This window comes from Nocardia sp. CA-128927 (assembly GCF_050955855.1).
GTDB lineage: Bacteria > Actinomycetota > Actinomycetes > Mycobacteriales > Mycobacteriaceae > Nocardia.
This window is the reverse complement of record NZ_CP192087.1, coordinates 1379586-1397592: the sequence shown is the minus strand read 5'-3', so window position 1 is coordinate 1397592 and position 18007 is coordinate 1379586. Positions and strand designations below refer to the sequence as shown.

Here is an 18007-nt window from a genome sequence, read left to right as displayed (position 1 = left end):
CGGCCTCGGATTCGCTTCCGGCGTCGAGCCATTCGGCTCAGGTGGCGGACGATTCGCGCGCTGCTCCGCTTGTTCGACGCGGGCGTCGAACACGGCATCGGCGCGGACAGCCTCACCCGCGTCGTCCCGCTGCTGCTGGACAGTTCCGTCCGCACCTAGAAAACAGTCCGGGCACCCGTACCACTAAGTGGTGCGGGTGCCCGTTGTTCATATCACCTGCCCGAGCGACAACTGATTTCGCTCGAACATGGGTAACTCGTCGGGAACGCCCAGAACCCCGCCCCGCCGACACCGTCAGCCCGCCGCGAAAATCTCGCGGCTCCGACGACCGGCAAAAGTCGCGGAGAGGCGGAGGAGCTCATCCCCCGGCGCCGGATTCGCTTCCAGCGCCGGGCGTTACCCAGCTCAGCGCAGTGCGCGGGCCAGGTTCGCGTCGAGCGCGCCGAGGAATTCCTCGGTGCTCAGGTAGCCCTGATCGCCGCCGACGAGGGACGCGAGGTCCTTGGTCATCTGACCGCCTTCGACGGTCTTGATGACGACATCCTCGAGGGTCTGCGCGAAGCCGATGACCTCGGGGGTGTTGTCCAGCTTGCCGCGGTGCTCGAGCCCGCGCGTCCAGGCGAAGATCGACGCGATCGGGTTGGTCGAGGTCGGCTTGCCCTGCTGATGCTGACGGTAGTGCCGGGTGACGGTGCCGTGTGCGGCCTCCGCCTCACAGGTCTTGCCGTCCGGGGTCAGCAGCACCGACGTCATCAGGCCGAGCGAGCCGAAGCCCTGTGCGACGGTGTCGGACTGCACGTCACCGTCGTAGTTCTTACAGGCCCAGACGTAGCCGCCCTCCCACTTCATGGAGGAGGCGACCATGTCGTCGATCAGGCGGTGCTCGTAGGTGAGGCCCGCCGCGTCGAACTGGGTCTTGAACTCGGCATCGAACACGTCCTGGAACGTGTCCTTGAACATGCCGTCGTACGCCTTGAGGATGGTGTTCTTCGTCGAGAGATACACCGGGTAGTTCTGCTGCAGGCCGTAATTGAACGAGGCCCGCGCGAAATCGATGATCGAAGCCTTGAAGTTGTACATGCCCATGACGACGCCGCCGTCCTCGGGCATCTTCACGACCTCGTGCTGAATCGGCTCGCTGCCGTCCTCCGGCGTGAAGGTGATCGTGACCGAACCGGCCTGATATACCTTGAAGTCGGTGGCGCGGTACTGGTCACCGAACGCGTGACGGCCGATGATGATCGGCTTGGTCCAGCCGGGCACCAGGCGCGGAACGTTGGAGATGATGATCGGCGCACGGAAAATGGTGCCGCCCAGGATGTTGCGGATGGTGCCGTTCGGCGACCGCCACATCTTCTTCAGGCCGAATTCCTCGACGCGCGCCTCGTCCGGGGTGATGGTCGCGCACTTCACGCCGACGCCGTGGCGCTTGATCGCCTCCGCCGCGTCGACGGTGACCTGGTCGTCCGTCTTATCCCGGTACTCGATGCCCAGGTCGTAGTACTCGAGATTCACATCGAGATACGGGTGGATCAGCTTATCCTTGATGAACTGCCAGATGATCCGGGTCATCTCGTCGCCGTCGAGTTCGACGACGGTACCTTCAACCTTGATTTTGGACATGGATCTTCGTGTCCTCCTAGGATGGTGCCCTCATTGCACGGCCAGGTGAACACGCTTGTGAGCGGACCCCAGCTGTTCCAACAGACAACGTATATGCCCCGCGTTGTCCGCGAGACGTGTGGTGCAAACAAGACAAGCGTACTGCTGCCGATGATCGTGGTGTGCGGGCAGCCCCCCGAGTGAGAAACCCCACGAACTTACTGACTGGTAGGTCATTCCGCAATTCGCCGGTCGCCCCGCCCAACGACCTCGGTCCGCGCAGCGCCGAGCTGGCGATACGCGGACCGAGGGGTGTTACTTCGGTTTTCAGACTCCGACGTGGACCGGGCGCGCCCCGTCCTCGGAACCCTCGATCAGGTTCTCCGGCCGGTCCCGGATCATTAGCGCGATGACCGGAACGGCGGCCAGGAAGAACCCGGCGCCGACGTAGAACGCCACGTCGTAGCTGTGGATCGAGGCGCGGGCGATCAGGTTGTCGATGGTGGCGTGACTCTCCGCGTAGGACTTGGCCGTCTGCACCGAGATGGTGGTCAGCAGGGCCGTGCCGACCGCGCCACCGACCTGCTGGGCCGCGTTCAGCAGCGCACTGGCCACGCCGGAATCGGCTTCCTCGACCTGATGCAACGCGACGGTCTGCATGCCGACGAACAGCGGACCCATGCCGAGCGCGATCAGCACCTGCGCGGGCAGCACGCTCGACGCGTAGCTGTCGCCGAAGCCGAGCTGGGCCAGCCAGAGCAGGCCGAGCACGCCGAGCACGGCGCCGACCACCATCAGCGGACGCGGGCCGACCTTCGGCAGCAGCGCACTGGTGATGCCCGCGGAGATGGCGATACCGGCCGGGAAGGGCAGGAACGCGAAGCCTGCCTTCAGCGACGAGTAACCCAGCGTGATCTGGAAGTAGTAGCTGAGGAACAGGAACATCGCGAACATGGCGATCGGCACCAGCAGCGCCGCGAGGAACGCGCCACCACGGTTGATCTCACCCGGAATGTGCAGCGGCAGCAGCGGATTGGCCGAGCGCCGTTCGATGACGACGAAGGCGATCAGCAGCGCCGCACCGGCGATGAGCAGACCAAGGGTGCTGCCGGACAGCCAGCCGTCTTCGGCGGCGCGGCTGAAGCCGTACACGATCGAGATCAGGCCGAGCGTCACGGTGACCGCGCCGGGCACGTCGTAGCCGCCGGTCCGCGGCGTCGGCACGTCCTTGACCACCCACGCCAGCGCGCCGACCAGGGCGAGCAACGCGATCGGGGTGTTCACCAGCAGGCACCAGCGCCATGAGGCGTACTCGGTGAGTGCGCCACCGGCGATCAGGCCGAGCGCGGCGCCACCGGCCGAGATGCCGGCGAACACGCCGAATGCGGTGGCCCGTTCGCGCGCCTCGGTGAAGGTCACCGACAACAGCGACAACGCCGCGGGGGCGAGCAACGCCGCGAACGCACCCTGCAGCGCGCGCCCGGCGAACATCTCCGCGCCGTTCTGCGCGAGACCGGCAAGTGCCGACGCGGCGGCGAAGCCGACCAGGCCGATGATGAACATCCGGCGTCGGCCGAGGTAGTCGGCCAGCCGCCCACCCAGCAGCAAAAGCCCGCCGAAGATCAGTGTGTAAGCGGTCAGCATCCACTGCTTGTTGCCGTCGCTGATGCCGAGATCAGCCTGGGCGAAGGGCAGCGAGATGGTCACGATGGTGGCGTCCAGAACCACCATGAGCTGGGCCAATGCGATCACGCCGAGGGCGAACCAGCGAGCCGAACTGCCTTTTCTTACCGGAACTTCTACCGCTGTCGCAGTCTCGGTCACCGTCGTCTCCTCCTCGTAGAAAGTGCTTGGCTATCCTGTCATCAGACGACATTTGGCGTCAAGAGAAAAATGTCGCAGTACGACATTTGGCGGTTAAGGACACGAAAACACTAGGTTGCGATAGGGTGTGAAGATGCTCGAGTCACCGACGCCGACGAGCGCGAGTGCCACAGCGGAAACCTCTGCGAGCGCCGCGACGAACGCACCTCCCGGCCTGCGCGAACGCAAGAAGCAGCAGACCAGGTTGCGGATCATCGAGGTCGGGCTGAACCTGTGCGACACACAGGGTTTCGACGCGACGACGGTCGAACAGATCGCCAACGCCGCGGACGTCTCACCGCGCACGATCAACCGGTACTTCGACAGCAAAGAGGACATCGTCCTCGGGCCGGTGCAGGACTTCGGCCAGGCCGTGGCGGAGACGCTGCGCCGACTCCCGGTCACCGACAACGAACTGGAATCGCTGCGCACGGCGTTCCTGCAGGTGATCGACCGCGCGGTCAGCGAACCCGCGGGCGGGCCGGTCTCGTTCCGGCAGTTCCAGCAGATGCAGCGGATCGTGCGCAGCAGTCCCGCGGTCAGCGCGCGCAGCATCGAACACGCCGACAGCAAGAACATCGCCATCGCCGCGGTGGTCGCCGAACGACTCGCCACCACGCCCTGCGCACTCCCGGTGCGGCTGATCCTCGGCACCTGGCAGCTCATCGCCCACCTCGCCATGGAATGCGGCGAGAGCATGTTCGACTACGACGATCTGCACGACGCCGCTACCGCAGGCCGGAACTCGTTCACCGCGGCCTTCGACGAGTTCGTCCGGGTCTGCGGCGGCGCGCGGACCAGCGCGTCCGGCTGAGTTCGCGGATAGGTTTCGGCCGTCGCGGGGCGTCCGGTTATGATGCCCTCAGGTCATGAGTGCCAGCGCGAAGCCCCGGCTTGCTGGACGGCAACCCTCCAGCAGCGGTGGGGTGCTCCGGGTGATGACCGGGCTCTCGAAGGTCGAGAGCAAGCGCGCTTTCAGGAGGTTCCCGAAATGTGTTGTTGTCCTTCGCCCAAATCCCGATAACCCCCGTAGTTCTGGCGAACAACCTTTTCTTTGGAGCAAAGCTCATGAGTGATTCCACCGTGCCCGCAGCCGACTTCGATCCGGCGCAGTGGTCCTTCGAGACCAAGCAGGTACACGCGGGACAGGCCCCCGACGGCACCACCGGTGCCCGGGCCCTGCCCATCTACCAGACCACCTCGTACGCCTTCCGCGACACCGATCACGCCGCGGCGCTGTTCGGGCTCGCCGAGCCGGGCAACATCTACACCCGGATCATGAACCCCACCCAGGACGTGGTGGAGCAGCGCGTCGCCGCGCTCGAAGGCGGTGTCGCCGCACTGCTGCTCGCCTCCGGGCAGGCCGCGGAGACGTTCGCGATCCTGAACCTGGCGTCCTCGGGCGACCACATCGTGTCCAGCCCGCACCTTTACGGCGGCACCTACAACCTCTTCCACTACTCGCTGCCCAAGCTCGGCATCGAGGTGTCCTTCGTCGACGACCCCGACGACCTGGACCAGTGGCGGGCCGCGATCCGGCCGAACACCAAGGCGTTCTACGGCGAGACCATCGCCAACCCGAGCAGCGCCATCTTCGACATTCCCGGTATCTCCGCCATCGCGCACGAGGCCGGACTGCCGCTGATCGTGGACAACACGGTGGCCACCCCATACCTGATCCAGCCGTTGGTGCACGGCGCCGACATCGTCGTGCACTCGGCGACCAAGTACCTCGGCGGGCACGGCTCGGCGGTGGCCGGCGTGATCGTCGACGGCGGCAACTTCGACTGGACGGTGACCGACGCGCAGGGCCAGCCGCGCTTCCCCGGCTTCACCACCCCGGACCCGAGCTACCACGGTGCGGTGTTCGCCGACCTCGGCGCGCCCGCCTTCGCGCTCAAGGCCCGCGTGCAACTGCTGCGCGACCTCGGCTCGGCGATCTCGCCGTTCAACGCGTTCCTGATCAGCCAGGGCATCGAGACGCTGAGCCTGCGGGTCGAGCGGCATGTCGCCAACGCCAAGGCGGTGGCCGAGTTCCTGGCCGAACAGCCGGACGTCACGAAGGTCATCTACGCGGGCCTGCCGACCTCGCCGTGGTACGAGCGGGCAAAGCAGCTGGCACCGAAGGGCCCGGGCGCGATCGTCGCCTTCGAGCTGCGCGGCGGTGTCGATGCGGGCAAGAAGTTCGTGGACGGATTAGCCCTGCACAGCCATGTGGCTAACATCGGAGATGTGCGCTCCCTCGTGATTCATCCCGCGTCGACCACACACTCGCAGCTGACGCCCGAAGAGCAACTGCTCGCCGGTGTCACCCCGGGCCTGGTCCGGTTGGCGGTGGGGATCGAGGGAATCGACGACATCCTGACCGATCTGCGTGCCGGTTTCGCGGCGGCGGCGACGTGACATTGAGTACCGAACCGAGTTTCGCCCGTTCGTCCGGGGTGGCCCTGCCACCCCCGGACGGGCGGCTCGGCATCATCGCCATCGGAGACGTGAAGCTGGAGAGCGGCGCGGTCATTCCGCAGGTGCACCTCGCGGTGCAGCGGTGGGGTGAGATCTCCCCCACGCTGGACAACGTGGTGCTGGTCGAGCACGCGCTGACCGGCGACTCGCACGTGGTCGGCCACCCGGACGACATCCATCAGCTGCCCGGCTGGTGGGACGGGATGGTCGGACCGGGCTGTCCGCTCGACACCGACGAGTGGTGTGTGATCGCGACGAACGTGCTCGGCGGCTGCCAGGGCAGCACCGGGCCCTCGACGCTCGCACCCGACGGAAAGCCTTGGGGCGCACGGTTTCCGGAGATCTCCATCCGCGACCAGGTGGCCGCGGAGACGGCGCTGATCGACCTGCTCGGCATCGAGCGGCTGGCCGCGGTGGTCGGCGGGTCGATGGGCGGCATGCGGGTGCTGGAGTGGATGGTCGGCGCGCCGGACCGGGTCGGTTCCGCGCTGGTGCTGGCCGTCGGCGCCCGCGCCACCGCCGACCAGATCGGCACGCAGACCACCCAGATCGCGGCGATCAAGGCCGATCCGGACTGGCAGGGCGGCGATTATCACGACACGGACCGCGCGCCGATGACGGGCATGGGCATCGCCCGGCGCATCGCGCACCTGACCTACCGCACCGAGGACGAGCTGGACCACCGGTACGAGAACAGCGCGCAGGGCGCCGAGGATCCGTGGCGCGGCGGCCGGTACGCGGTGCAGAGCTACCTGGACCATCAGGCCGACAAGCTGTGCGGGCGTTTCGATCCCGGCACCTACGTGCTGCTGACCGAGGCGATGAACCGGCACGACATCGGACGCGGACGCGGCGGCGTGCGGGCGGCATTGGCCGCTACGCCGGTGCCGTGCGTGGTCGGCGGCGTCGACTCCGATCGGCTGTATCCGCTGCGCACGCAACAGGAACTCGCCGAGGGGTTGCCGGGCTGCGACGGGCTGGAGGTCGTGCACTCGCGCGACGGACACGACGGTTTCCTCACCGAGGCGGCGGCCGTGTCCAAACTGCTGACCGAAACGATGCGATTGGCCCAGCAGAGCCGTCAACCCACCCGCTGACCCACCACGAACGCAGCGCCTTTCGCCGCGCTGAGATTCGCGCGCCGCGCACCGATTCGCGCGCCGCGCCTGAAACAGTCAGCAATTTCATGCGCACCATGCGAATTGGTGCGCGCGGCAGTCGGCGGGTACGCCGCGCACTGTTTTGGCTGCCGCGCACTGTTTTGGCTGCCGCGCACTGATTTGCGCGGTGCGCTTGAAACAGCTGGCGAATTCGCGCGCATCAGGCGATTTCGTGCGCATGAGGCGAATTGGTGCGCGCGGCTAGTCGGTGGTGGGCGCGCCGACTAGTAGTTGGACGATGGCGTGGACGAATCCTTGGAGGCGTTCGCGGGGGTATTCGTCGGGTTCGCTGACGGCTAGGCGGCCGAGCATCTCGGCTACCTGTAGCAGCGAGTTGGTGAGCAGCGCGGAATCCATTCCCGCCCACCGGGGTTCGAGTGCGGTGCCGATCCGGACCAGCGCTTCGGCCTGGTCGAAGATGCCCGCGCGGGAATCGCGCAGTGCCTCACGGTATTCGTCGGGGGCGTTGCCCGGACCCGCCAGGATCAGTCGCCAGCGGGTCGGATTCTCCAGTGCCACACCGACGAACGCCTCGACGGTGGCCGAGGCCGCGACGACCGGGTCGGCACCCATCAGGTCGGCCGGCAGGGTCTCGGCGACCTGTTCGAGGCCGCGCTCGCGCTCCCGTTCCAGCAGCGCCGCAACGAGTTCCGCGCGGGTCTTGAAGACGGTGTAGAGCACCGGCTTGCCGACGCCCGCCTCCTGGGCGACCGCCTCCATACTCAACTCGTGCAGCTCCACCCGGCTCAGCACCGCGAAGGCCGCATCGAGCAACTGGGCCCGGCGCTGCTCCGGCGGCAGGCGTGGCGCATAGCGCCTGCGCGGCCGGTCCGCCGCGGTCCGCGATGTGGTCACTGCCGCTTCACCTCCATGCGGTCCATCCTGACAGCATCCCGGCCTCGATCCCGCATCTATCACGAATAGTACGCAACCGTTGTATTCATTGCCAGCAATTGCTACGGTTGCGTTGTATTCACCCCCGGTTGCGGGGCGATCACCGCAAAGGAGCACGTGATGCACTTCGATCCGACCAGCCTGCGCCGGGACGACTACGGGTTCTTCGGTCCCGATTCGCCCAGCTGGAAGGTCTGGACCGCGCCGACCGCGGTCATCGGATTCCAGCGGGCCGTCGTGCTCGAGCACTTCGATCCGTTCCTCACCGCGGCCGTGGCCGACTCGCGCGGCATCTACAGCGACCCGCGCAAGCGCCTCGATCACACCTTCTCCTACTTCCTGATCGCCGCGATCGCCGACGGACGCACCGCCATCCAGGCCGCCGAGCACCTGATGCAGATCCACGCGCCGATGACCGGCATCGAACCGATCAGCGGCAACCGCTACAGCGCGAACAGCCCGGACACCCAGCTGTGGATCCACATCACCGGCTGGCATTCGGTACTCAAGGCGTACGAGATGTTCGGTCCCGGACTGACGCCGGAAGAGGAGACGCGCTTCTGGCAGGAGTGCGCGATCGCGGCCGAGCTGCAGACCTGCAAGCCGGCGGACGTGCCGCGCTCGCGCGAGGAAGTGCGCGCGTACTACGAGCGGGTCCGCCCGCGGCTGTGCACCTCCGAGCGGGCCGAGGAGGGCATGCACCATCTGCTGTGGACCTCACGGCGTAATGGCGCGGGCATCTCGTATGCCATTGGCAGCAGGCTGCTTTCGCTCGCCTCGGTGTCGACGCTGCCGAAGTGGATGCGCAAGCTCGGGCGGTTCGATCGGTGGGGCATCGTCGATCTCGCGGTTCGGCTGCCCGCCAAGGTGCTCGTGTGGTCGTTCGCCCGGTTCGACTCGTTCGGACTGCTGGTCGCGGCGCCGTTCGTCGCGCCGATGGCGGGGCAGATCCTGAAGGAGCACATCAACGCGGAGCCGCCCACCAGGCTCGAGACGGTCACACCGACCGAGGCACGGGCCTTGTACGGCAGTCGATCCGGACGCGCCGAGCTGGTCGCCGAGCCGGCCTAGATGATTGATTCCAAGGGGGTCAGTGGTCGTAGCAGGTGAGGGATCGGTGGATTCGCTCGCCGAGGGTGTCGTTGTGCCAGATGGCTGCGGTCATGGCGAGGATGCGTTGCAATACTCGCACGACTACGCCGTCGGGGGTGCGTGCGCCGTGTCGTTCCAGGTCGAGTTGTCCTTTGAAGGTCTGGTTGATTGATTCGATGATCTGGCGCAGCGGTTTGAACAGTGTGGCACCGGCCCGTTCGGGTTCGCCTTTGCGTGCTGGGCGCAGCAGGCGCATGCCACTGTCGGCCAGTGCGGTCTCGAACTCTTTGCCGAAATAGTTCTTGTCGCCGATCAGGGTCTGGCCAGGGCGGTGGTCAGCAAGTTCGGGATCGACGGTGAGGATGTCGAGCAGTGTCTGACGTTCGTCGGCCTTAGCTCCGGTCAACGCGAACCCGACCGGCAGCCCGCCGAGGGTACACACCAGATGCAGCCGTAGGCCCCAGAAGAAGCGGGAATGCGAAGCGCAGTAACCATATTCGGCCCAGCCGGCCAGATCTGAGCGACGTACCGTCTCCTTCGATCGACCACATTCCACCGGCGTGGAATCGACTACCCACACGTCGTCGGTCCACAGCGTTGTGTCGGCCGACAACACCCGAATCATCGACTTGATCAGCCCCGATGCCTTCCGGAGCCGCTTGTTGTAACCGGATTGTTTGGGCAGGTACCGGAACAAGTGCCCCAGGTGCGCGCGGGCGAACCGCAGCCAGCGGTGCTCGGAGGTAAACCCCAACAGTCCCTGCATCACCGACAACGTCACCAGCTCGGCGTCGGTCAGCTCCGGCTCGAAACCGACACGCGGCCGCCGGGGTGCCAACTCCGGTGAGGTCTTCAGGAGATCGTCGGTCCTGACGTAGAGTGCAGTCGCGAGGGTGTCCAGGTCTTTCGTCACACATTGATCTTCGGCACCCTCGCTTCACACCCATACAGCGACCTACCCGAGTAGGGCTGTGCAGCAGCGGGTTTCGTGGCACTCCACGTCTTCGCCCCATCGGGCCCGCGGCCACGGTGAGCACGCGCCGTGAACTGATCCCGGCACGGCCCGACATTCACCGACCCCTTGGAATCAATCATCTAGGTTTCGGGATTCGCCCGCCGCATCGAGGGGCGCGGCGGGCGGTTCACCGAATTGGTTTACGCCGCAGCGGAATCTGCGATCCGGCGGCGGATTACGAAGAGCCTTGACGCGTCAGCGGGCCGCCGAGCGACGGGCTTCGGCGATCAGGTTGATGTTGGTTTCTATCCAATCGCGCAGTGCCGCAATGGGTGTGCGCAGGCTGTGGCCGAGCTCGGTGAGGGTGTACTCGACGCGCGGCGGCACCGTGGGATGCACGGTGCGCGTGACGAATCCGTCGGTCTCCAGCTCGCGCAGGGTCTGCGTCAGCATCTTCTGCGAGATGCCTTCGATCCGCTTGTGCAGATCGGTGTAGCGCATGGTGCCGTCGGCCAGGGCGTCGACGATCAACACCGTCCACTTGCCCGCGAGGCGGTCGAGCACCTGACGGGTGGGGCATTTGGCCGAGTAGATGTCGGCGGGCAGGTCGGAACCCTCGATGAGCGTGCGCACCTTCCAGAGTGTAACGCACTATCAAGTGCCTTCTTCCTATTAGAGCGCCACTCTCCGATAGTAAGAATCATGGAAATACAGACACTTTCGGTTCCCGCCGCGATCCGCGCCCGCCGGACCACGCGCCACTTCCAGCCCACTTCCGTCGCACCGGAGCTGATCGATGAACTCCTCGATCTGGCGGTGCAGGCGCCGAGCGCGTGGAACATGCAGGACCGCTCGATCGTCGTGGTCACCAGCGAAGCCGGGCGGCAGGCGCTCTCGACGGCCGCGTTCGGCCAGCCGCAGCCACTGGAGGCACCCGTCGTGCTGGTCTTCGTCGCCGATCCGACGGCCTGGCAGCACGGCAATGCCGACATCGCCGAGCTGGCCGGTCGCAACGGTGCATGGAACGCCGAGTTCACCTCGATGTTCCACTCGCGCAGCGAGTTCCACGCACTGCGCGAACGCGGGCTGCTCCGGGAGAACGCCGTGAAGAACGCGATGATCGCGGCCACCTACGTCATGCTCGCCGCCACCAGCCTCGGCCTGGCCTCGGCCCCGATGAACGGCTGGGACCCCGACCTGGTCAAGCAGGCCATCGGCATCGGCGACCGCGCCGATCTGGCCATCGCGGTCCTGGTCGCCGTCGGTTACAGCGATACCACCCCGCCGCACCCGGGTCGCCGCCCTCGCAACCAGGCGGTCTTCACCGAGCAGTACCCCGTGCCCCGCTGACCCCTGCGCACCAACGCTGCCCGCCGCACACCTCTTGATTTCTCGCATACGAAATTGCATGCGATTCGGTGTGCGGGAAGTCGGAAGGTGTGCGTCTATTAGCCGACGCCGAGCGTGTTGATGGTGGCGGCGATGAAGACGATGGCGGAGCCGAGCAGGGTCAGCGCGCCCACGTCGAACGGCTTGCTGCGCACGGCGAGCAAACCCACCCGCGCGGTCGGCAGGCACAGCCGGAACGCCGCGGCCAGCAGGGTCGCGCCGCCGAAGAACAGCGCGCCGCGGCGCCACCGATCCTGGGCCACGAACACGATCGCCACCGCGATGACCAGCGTCACGACAACCATCGGCAGTTGGCAGCGCAGGAACTGAGCGCCCAAGCTGCTGCCTGCCCGCTGGTCCGCGGTGGACGTGTCGGCATCGGTCACCCCCCGATTCTTACAGACGCCACCCACCCCGCGCCGCCGACGGGCTCAGTCGCCCGTCGGCACCGAGCTACGGACTACTCCGCCAACCCCATTCCGCGCGCCAGCACCGGCCACGACTCCTTGAACTCGTTCTGCCAGTAGCCCCAGGAGTGCGTGCCCGGTGCGTAGTGGAAGGTCGCGGGGATGTCGAGCGACGCGAGCTTCTTCTCCAAGTTGCGCGTGCAGTAGTAGGTGGCGCTCTCGATGGTGCCGCCGACCATGATCTGATTCACCAGTCCCATCGGCCCGAGTTGATCGTTCATCCCGTCGATTTGGGTCTTGATGCCATCGAGCTGCGACTTGCGGCCGTCGATCGTGTCGTATTCGCCCTGTCGGCCATCGCCCGAGGAGAAGTACAGTTCGAGTCCGCGCAGTTCTTCGGCGTGCACGTAGGGATCGTTTGCTACCCACTCGGGCGAATTCAACGGCCCCCACATGTTTTTGGCGTCCCCGCCGCCCATCCCGACCGCGGTTTGCACGAAGTAGGCGCCCAGCGGGTCGCTGGTCTGCGCGCAACCGCTGTACGCGGCCGCGGCCCGGTACAGACCCGGCTTGGCAATGGGCAATGCCAGCACGGAAGTGCCGGAGGTGGAGATCCCCGCGATGGCCCTGATTCCATCAGTGCCGAGGGCCGCGTCGATCAGTGGCGGCAGCTCTTCAGTCAGATACGTCTTCCACTTGTTGCGGCCGAGCTTCGGGTCGTCCTTGACCCAGTCGGTGTAGTAGCTGGCCTTCCCGCCGATCGGCAGGATCAGGTTGACATTCTTGTCGGAAACGAACTGACGAACATCGGTTTGTGCCTGCCAGGAGGCGACGCTTTCCCCCGCGTCCAGACCGTTCAGCAGATACAAACTCGGCCGCGGCCGCGAAGTATCTGCCGGGCGCTGAATCTCCACCGGGAAGGTCTTGTCCATTGCCGCGGAGTAGATCTGCAGCCGAATTCCGCCACCGTCGATGTGCTCGACCTCGGCGATCCGAGAACCATCCGCTGCCTCGATACCGGCGGTGATCAGGTCCGGCTGGCCGGTCGGATCGGCGGCTGCGGGCGATATACCGAATGAAGTCAAAGCGCCGACGGTCAGTCCGATAAGCAGACTATTGCTGAAACGAGTTCGCCGGGATTTCAATGCTCCGGTGCGGGCAGTCACGGTCATGGCCAAAGCATCCAACATCGAGCTTCGATCGACGTGCAACGACACGCCAGAGTGCTGTTCAGGTCAGGCATTGGAGTTCATGACCAATTTCGGCAAACCGGCAATGGCCGAGGCTAGTTCACGCTCGTCTTCGAGGACTTGATGCGAGTGAGAAAGGCATCGATGGCCGCTCCCATGGCCTGATTGATCTGAAGATGCAAGCCCGTACCGACGACAACTTTATGGTCGACGTGGTTAGCGGCGAACCGGGCGACCAGGGCCGCGTGCAACGGCGCGGGCACCGCGATATCGGTGGCGTTGAGCAACAACAGAATCGGCGCGTTGTAGCCGCTGGTCGGCACGCCCATGTAATCGGCGATAACGGCGCGAAAGTGCTCGTCGGTCAACGGTTTCGAGAGAATGTCGCTGATTCCGACGCCCTGAACCCGTTCGAGTATCTTGTCCTGGCACAACACGCTGATGCTGTCGAGCACTTCCCGACCCCGGGGAGTCAGATAGCTGTCGACATTCACCTCCGGTCGCGCAGCCCGCATTCCGACGAGCACACTCGCGACGACCATGGTGAGGCCATCACCGATCACACTGGGCAGGTCCGGACCCCAGGGGCCCGCCATCGGCAGCAGGTTTTCCGCTTCGGATGCGGGATCGATCGCGATCGTTCCGCGAAAGTCGAGGTCTGGTGCGTATGTTCGCTGCAGATAGGCCGTGCCGAGCGCGGCCTGCCCGCCCTGCGAACCGCCGAGCAGGGCCCAGGTCCGCGACAGCTGGGGATGACTCGCCCGTGCCGCCTTGACCAGGTCGATGGTCGCGGTCGCCTCGGTTTTCAGCTCCAGATATGGATGCGGCCCGGTATCGAAACGGCCGAGCCCGAGATAGTCCGGTGCCACGACCGCAAATCCCTTGGACAGAAAGGTCCGCAAGAATCGATCCTCGTGGACTCGGCGCTCAGGCCATGGGCCGCTCGCGAAATCGGCCTGGCCGCCACACCCTCGACCGAGACCGAAACTGCCGTGATCGTAGGCGATTATCGGCCAGCCACCGGGGGGTGGTGCGCCCTCCGGAAGGAGTACCGCACCGCTCGCCGGTTGCGGCGTACCGTCCGAGCCTGCCATCCAGTACTCGACGACCGAGCCGCCGGGCATGCCGCGCCAACCTTCGGGCTGTGGAATCACCGAGATAACGGCTCCGGCGGTCGCCGCGTTCGACGGCGGCGCGGTGATGCCGAACGCGGAGACCGATACTGCCGCCGCGAGGACCGCACAACGCCACGAACCGAGCAATCGCATCGAACACCACTTTCCGTTTCAGCAAAGACGAGCGCAATGCCCTCGAGAGCAGATCGAGAAGTTGATCCGAGCAGCACAAATATACCCACGACCGGAATTCATTGCCGTTCCGGTCGCCGAGTGTCGCGTGCGGGATATTCGTGGCCGCGTTTTCGGTCGGCCGATGCTCGGCGGGCAGGCGTCGTGCGTGACACGGCAGTCGCTGTCGTGCCACGCACGACGCGATCAAGCACCGATCACAGCATGGAACCCGTGAACACTGCTGCGATGGTGTTGAAGGCCACCGAGCCCATGTAGGTCACCGGAGCCATAACCGAACCAATACCGGGCAGAACAGTTGACATGATCGCAGTGGGGATCAGGTTCATCAGATCGCAAACTAGCGAACCGATAATCGGCATAGCACGTCCTCTCGGGTTCAGGAAGGTTGTTTACCGCTGGTGAATCTACAGGAGTGGATTGTGATTCAGTCAACAGTTGGTCGATATCGAGGTAACCGTTCAATATCAACGAAGTAACAGAGTGGAGTTATGAGCATTTCACTGAATGAAAACCTTCTTATTCAGATAGGTAAAATAGTTCGTTTGACCTGACACTTTACTCAGTAATATGCCCACAACCTGGGGAAATACAACCTCCTCACGCAAAAGCATGCAGGTCCACGCATTCGTCGGAGTTGCCGAAATGCCGAAGGAGCATATTCAACAGGATCTGTAATTCTTTGGTGCACACGGAAATTCGTTCGCAAATTCATGCGGCCGAACGGATTCGCGCATTGTGCGTCGCGACGGGATCACCGCAGGCGCGGATGCCGCGACCTGTCCGCAGGACGCGCCAGCTGCCAGGTAGCGGTGGGTCGCCGCGCTCGACGGCAGCGGCTCGATCGCACACCGGTCCGGATTCCTCAGGTCCGCGCGGCGGCGGTGCGGCGGCCTGATTGACTGGCTGTCGTGTTCCGACTGATGTTTCATCGACAAGATCAGAGCCGGGGTTCGGCGCGAGGACCGGCTAGTACGTGCCTGCACACAAGACAGACGACTGACTACATTCACCACCGCACCCTTTTCCACATCCCCGCCCCGACCTGCTGTAGCCCCCTCCCCGCAAGGCTGTAGCGGCGCCAGTGGTATGGACTCGCGCTGGCTGGATACCGGACCGATCTCAGGCACAGAGGGTGGCTAGCCACTAAACTCGATGCCATGACCGCAGCGTACGACTACGAAGACCTGCATCGCCTGGTCGACCGGCTCACGCCGGATCAGGCGCACGCGCTGCGAGCCGTCGCATTGCAACTGGTCGTCACCACTCCTGAACCAGACACAGCGACCGAGCCCGCAGGTGAGCGGTGTCGGCATCTATCGTTCGCGGGCACGATGCAGGCCGAGCCGGATCTTGCGGCGAGGTCGGAGGAAATGCTCCGCGAAGAGCGTGGTAAACAACCCGGGTGATCGTCTGTGACACAGGCCCGCTCGTTGCTGTACTGAACAGGAACGACGCGGATCACCAACGCTGCCTAGACCTGCTCGAAACACATCCTGGTCCGGTACTGGTTCCGGGCCCGGTACTCGGAGAAGTCTGCTACTTCTTGGAGACTCGCGTTGGGCCTTCGGCCGAAGCCCTGTTCCTGGAATCGATCGCGAACGAAGAAATCGAACTCGTCGATCTCACCCGCACTGATCTGCTGCGGATGGCCGAACTGGTTCGGAAGTACGCCGACTTTCCGCTGGGTGCCGTCGACGCCGCCGTCCTCGCCGTCGCTGAGCGACTCGACGTGAACGAAGTAGCCACCTTGGATCGTCGACACTTCAGCGCCGTCCGAACCCGGCACCGAGCGCCCCTGCGCTTGCTGCCCGATTGACCACTCGTTCGTTGGAAGCTACAACGGCCTGATTGACTGACTGTCGTGTTCCGACTGATGTTTCATGAGCCCGCCATCCCCGGGAATACCGGCAATGCGATTCGACTGGTCGCCGGGACCGGGTGTGAGCTGCATTTGGTCGAGCCGTTGGGGTTCGATCTTTCGGAGGCGAAGCTGCGGCGGGCCGGGCTGGACTACCACGATCTGGCGTCGGTGACGGTGCACAAGGATCTTGCGGCGGCGTGGGAGTCGGTGCGGCCGGAGCGGGTTTTCGCGTTCACGACGCAGGCGACGACGCACTACACCTCGGTGGAGTACCGCGCAGGGGATGTGCTGCTGTTCGGCACCGAGCCGACGGGGTTGCCCGCGGCGGTGCTCGAGGATCCCCATGTCACCAGCCAGTTGCGCATCCCCATGCTGCCGGGGCGGCGTTCGATGAACCTGTCCAACGCGGCGGCGGTCACGGTGTACGAGGCGTGGCGTCAGCTGGGGTTCGACGGCGGCGTGTGAGCGCGGACGATCAGAGGTCGATCTCGAAGCGCTTGAAACGGGAAGTAGCGCCGACCGACAGGCGGACGGCGCTCTTCGATACTCCGTAATGCTCGGCGAGCAGTTCGATGGCGGCCTTGTTGGCCTTGCCTTCGACGGCCGGGGCGCGCACGTACAGCTGGAGGGTGCCGTCGTCGAGGGTTTCGACGAGCGGGCCCTTACGGCTGTTCGGTTTTATGGTCGCCCGGACCGTTGTCGGCACTCGTCTCTCCTGTCGCCGGGCTGCCCTCGGGTCCCGTAACCTTCGCGGGCCCAGCGCCTTCCGCGGTGCCTGCGCCCTCGGCGGAACCGGGCCGCGCGCCCACCCCAACCGGTGCCGGACCGGGCCGTGCGCCCACCGGAGTCGATTCTGCCCGAGTGCCCTTGCCTCGCCGCAGCACCGCCCGCACGATGGCCCAGACCACGGCGGCGAGCACCACCAGGAAGCCGAGCCACGGCAGCGCCTTACCGGTGAACACGACCGCGTCCTTCAGCCAATCGACCAGCGAGTTCCAGCCGGTGACAAGCCCTTCCCAGAAGTTGTCGGCGCGGTCCTCCTGGGCTTTGGTGGTCGCGGTGGTGATGTCGATGTTGAGCGTGGACAGCGCGACCTCGTCGTCGAGGTGCCGCTTCTGCGCGGTCAGGCTGTCGAGTTCGCCCTGGCGGCTGGACAGCGCCTGCTCGGCGTTGAGCAGGTCGGCGGTGTTGGTCGCGCCGGCGATGAGCCCGCGCAGCCGGTCGACGGAGGCCTGCAGCGCCTTCATCCTGGCGTCCAGGTCTTCCCACTGCATCGTCACGTCGTCGCGGTTGGTGTGCACCCGGGTGACGCGGCCGAGGCCGCCGAGGCCGTCGATGAACGCGTCGGTCTTGTCCGCGGGTATCCGGACGGTGAGCGTGGCGCTGGGATCGGCGTCGTCAGTGCCCGGCTGCTCGGTCCGGCTGTCGATCCGGCCGCCGACCTCGCGCACCCGGTCGGCGATCTTGCCCGCCGTGTCGACCGGTTTGCCCGCGGTCATCTCGACGCTGCCGGTGACCACTTCCTTACGCGCCGTGACGGTTTCACCGCCGGTGTTGTTCTCTTTGCGCGCGGGCCCCTGGTCGCGCAGCCCCGGTGGCGTAGCCGCGGGGGCTGGCTCCACGGTGGCGTAGGTCTCGGGCCGCCCCGGTGGCGGCGGGACCCTCTTCGCGTTGTCGTTGTCCGCGCCACAGCCGACGAGCAACGTCAGACCGAGCAGACCGATGCACAGCACAGCAAGCTTCCGCATGATTCGCACAGTAGCCGCTCTGGCTGCGCAAACGGCCTGACATAACGGTTCTCTAGAGGCCTTCTAACACTTC

General features: G+C 65.6%; 19 protein-coding genes and 1 riboswitch. Of the genes, 8 read left to right on the top strand and 11 right to left on the bottom strand.

The window, feature by feature from the left end:
- Positions 1-405: 405 nt before the first annotated feature.
- Entirely contained in the window at positions 406-1623 is a 1218-nt protein-coding gene (locus ACQPW1_RS06440) for an NADP-dependent isocitrate dehydrogenase (protein WP_379286579.1), read from the bottom strand.
- 306 nt (positions 1624-1929) lie between these two features.
- Positions 1930-3426: an MFS transporter gene (locus tag ACQPW1_RS06435; RefSeq protein ID WP_433661823.1), complete on the bottom strand. Its 1497-nt coding sequence runs from the start codon at positions 3424-3426 to the stop codon at positions 1930-1932.
- A gap of 133 nt (positions 3427-3559) precedes the next feature.
- Between ACQPW1_RS06435 and ACQPW1_RS06430 the strand changes: the two genes are divergently transcribed.
- The 3 genes from ACQPW1_RS06430 (at position 3560) to metX (ending at position 7025) form a co-directional block, all read left to right on the top strand.
- Positions 3560-4279 (top strand): TetR/AcrR family transcriptional regulator, encoded by a 720-nt coding sequence (locus tag ACQPW1_RS06430; RefSeq protein WP_433661822.1) that lies wholly within the window; start codon positions 3560-3562, stop codon positions 4277-4279.
- Between the two features lie 51 nt (positions 4280-4330).
- Positions 4331-4441, top strand: a riboswitch (SAM riboswitch).
- Positions 4442-4533: 92 nt separating this feature from the next.
- Positions 4534-5868 carry a bifunctional o-acetylhomoserine/o-acetylserine sulfhydrylase gene (locus ACQPW1_RS06425; protein WP_433661821.1) on the top strand — a complete coding sequence of 445 codons (1335 nt, stop codon included), beginning with the start codon at positions 4534-4536 and terminating at the stop codon, positions 5866-5868.
- Positions 5869-5906: 38 nt separating this feature from the next.
- Positions 5907-7025, top strand: coding sequence for a homoserine O-acetyltransferase MetX (metX, locus tag ACQPW1_RS06420; protein ID WP_433665167.1), 1119 nt, complete (start codon positions 5907-5909; stop codon positions 7023-7025).
- A gap of 264 nt (positions 7026-7289) precedes the next feature.
- On the opposite strand, the gene ACQPW1_RS06415 is transcribed toward metX, so the two are convergent.
- Positions 7290-7943 (bottom strand): TetR/AcrR family transcriptional regulator, encoded by a 654-nt coding sequence (locus tag ACQPW1_RS06415; protein WP_433661820.1) that lies wholly within the window; start codon positions 7941-7943, stop codon positions 7290-7292.
- Between the two features lie 159 nt (positions 7944-8102).
- Between ACQPW1_RS06415 and ACQPW1_RS06410 the strand changes: the two genes are divergently transcribed.
- Positions 8103-9053 (top strand): oxygenase MpaB family protein, encoded by a 951-nt coding sequence (locus tag ACQPW1_RS06410; protein WP_433661819.1) that lies wholly within the window; start codon positions 8103-8105, stop codon positions 9051-9053.
- 19 nt (positions 9054-9072) lie between these two features.
- On the opposite strand, the gene ACQPW1_RS06405 is transcribed toward ACQPW1_RS06410, so the two are convergent.
- Positions 9073-9987, bottom strand: a complete 915-nt coding sequence (locus ACQPW1_RS06405) for an IS982 family transposase (RefSeq protein WP_433661818.1) — start codon at positions 9985-9987, stop codon at positions 9073-9075.
- A 297-nt stretch (positions 9988-10284) separates the two neighbouring features.
- On the bottom strand, positions 10285-10662 hold the full coding sequence (locus ACQPW1_RS06400) for a winged helix-turn-helix transcriptional regulator (protein ID WP_433661817.1): 378 nt from the start codon (positions 10660-10662) through the stop codon (positions 10285-10287).
- Positions 10663-10731: 69 nt separating this feature from the next.
- Between ACQPW1_RS06400 and ACQPW1_RS06395 the strand changes: the two genes are divergently transcribed.
- On the top strand, positions 10732-11379 hold the full coding sequence (locus tag ACQPW1_RS06395) for a nitroreductase family protein (RefSeq protein ID WP_433661816.1): 648 nt from the start codon (positions 10732-10734) through the stop codon (positions 11377-11379).
- A 98-nt stretch (positions 11380-11477) separates the two neighbouring features.
- Here ACQPW1_RS06395 and ACQPW1_RS06390 read toward each other — a convergent pair whose 3' ends face one another.
- The 4 genes from ACQPW1_RS06390 to ACQPW1_RS06375 all read right to left on the bottom strand — a co-directional run bounded on the left by ACQPW1_RS06390 (position 11478) and on the right by ACQPW1_RS06375 (position 14684).
- Positions 11478-11723: a DUF3017 domain-containing protein gene (locus tag ACQPW1_RS06390; RefSeq protein WP_223885296.1), complete on the bottom strand. Its 246-nt coding sequence runs from the start codon at positions 11721-11723 to the stop codon at positions 11478-11480.
- A 155-nt stretch (positions 11724-11878) separates the two neighbouring features.
- The gene (locus ACQPW1_RS06385) at positions 11879-12910 is read right to left on the bottom strand and encodes an alpha/beta hydrolase (protein WP_433665166.1); all 1032 of its coding nucleotides are present in this window, start codon (positions 12908-12910) and stop codon (positions 11879-11881) included.
- 200 nt (positions 12911-13110) lie between these two features.
- Positions 13111-14283: an alpha/beta fold hydrolase gene (locus ACQPW1_RS06380; protein WP_433661815.1), complete on the bottom strand. Its 1173-nt coding sequence runs from the start codon at positions 14281-14283 to the stop codon at positions 13111-13113.
- Positions 14284-14519: 236 nt separating this feature from the next.
- Positions 14520-14684, bottom strand: coding sequence for a hypothetical protein (locus ACQPW1_RS06375; RefSeq protein ID WP_433661814.1), 165 nt, complete (start codon positions 14682-14684; stop codon positions 14520-14522).
- A gap of 798 nt (positions 14685-15482) precedes the next feature.
- Between ACQPW1_RS06375 and ACQPW1_RS06370 the strand changes: the two genes are divergently transcribed.
- From ACQPW1_RS06370 to ACQPW1_RS06360, 3 genes are read left to right on the top strand one after another with little or no spacing between them, the layout of a single operon-like run.
- Positions 15483-15731, top strand: coding sequence for a hypothetical protein (locus ACQPW1_RS06370; RefSeq protein WP_433661813.1), 249 nt, complete (start codon positions 15483-15485; stop codon positions 15729-15731).
- The gene (locus ACQPW1_RS06365; protein ID WP_433661812.1) at positions 15728-16141 is read left to right on the top strand and encodes a type II toxin-antitoxin system VapC family toxin; all 414 of its coding nucleotides are present in this window, start codon (positions 15728-15730) and stop codon (positions 16139-16141) included. Before ACQPW1_RS06370 ends, ACQPW1_RS06365 begins: the two co-directional genes overlap by 4 nt.
- A gap of 45 nt (positions 16142-16186) precedes the next feature.
- Positions 16187-16651 carry a tRNA (cytidine(34)-2'-O)-methyltransferase gene (locus ACQPW1_RS06360; RefSeq protein ID WP_433661811.1) on the top strand — a complete coding sequence of 155 codons (465 nt, stop codon included), beginning with the start codon at positions 16187-16189 and terminating at the stop codon, positions 16649-16651.
- Between the two features lie 10 nt (positions 16652-16661).
- Here ACQPW1_RS06360 and ACQPW1_RS06355 read toward each other — a convergent pair whose 3' ends face one another.
- Together ACQPW1_RS06355 and ACQPW1_RS06350 are read right to left on the bottom strand one after the other, a co-directional pair.
- Positions 16662-16892 (bottom strand): DUF167 domain-containing protein, encoded by a 231-nt coding sequence (locus ACQPW1_RS06355; protein WP_433661810.1) that lies wholly within the window; start codon positions 16890-16892, stop codon positions 16662-16664.
- Positions 16849-17934 carry a DUF4349 domain-containing protein gene (locus ACQPW1_RS06350; protein ID WP_433661809.1) on the bottom strand — a complete coding sequence of 362 codons (1086 nt, stop codon included), beginning with the start codon at positions 17932-17934 and terminating at the stop codon, positions 16849-16851. Before ACQPW1_RS06350 ends, ACQPW1_RS06355 begins: the two co-directional genes overlap by 44 nt.
- Between the last annotated feature and the right edge of the window lie 73 nt (positions 17935-18007).

Coding starts and splice junctions, on each gene's coding strand:
- ACQPW1_RS06390 (WP_223885296.1), bottom strand. CDS start 11,723: ATGGTTGTCGTGACGCTGGTCATCGCGGTGGCGATCGTGTTCGTGGCC.
- ACQPW1_RS06395 (WP_433661816.1), top strand. CDS start 10,732: ATGGAAATACAGACACTTTCGGTTCCCGCCGCGATCCGCGCCCGCCGG.
- ACQPW1_RS06410 (WP_433661819.1), top strand. CDS start 8,103: ATGCACTTCGATCCGACCAGCCTGCGCCGGGACGACTACGGGTTCTTC.
- ACQPW1_RS06440 (WP_379286579.1), bottom strand. CDS start 1,623: ATGTCCAAAATCAAGGTTGAAGGTACCGTCGTCGAACTCGACGGCGAC.
- ACQPW1_RS06350 (WP_433661809.1), bottom strand. CDS start 17,934: ATGCGGAAGCTTGCTGTGCTGTGCATCGGTCTGCTCGGTCTGACGTTG.
- ACQPW1_RS06425 (WP_433661821.1), top strand. CDS start 4,534: ATGAGTGATTCCACCGTGCCCGCAGCCGACTTCGATCCGGCGCAGTGG.
- ACQPW1_RS06380 (WP_433661815.1), bottom strand. CDS start 14,283: ATGCGATTGCTCGGTTCGTGGCGTTGTGCGGTCCTCGCGGCGGCAGTA.
- ACQPW1_RS06430 (WP_433661822.1), top strand. CDS start 3,560: ATGCTCGAGTCACCGACGCCGACGAGCGCGAGTGCCACAGCGGAAACC.
- ACQPW1_RS06375 (WP_433661814.1), bottom strand. CDS start 14,684: ATGCCGATTATCGGTTCGCTAGTTTGCGATCTGATGAACCTGATCCCC.
- ACQPW1_RS06370 (WP_433661813.1), top strand. CDS start 15,483: ATGACCGCAGCGTACGACTACGAAGACCTGCATCGCCTGGTCGACCGG.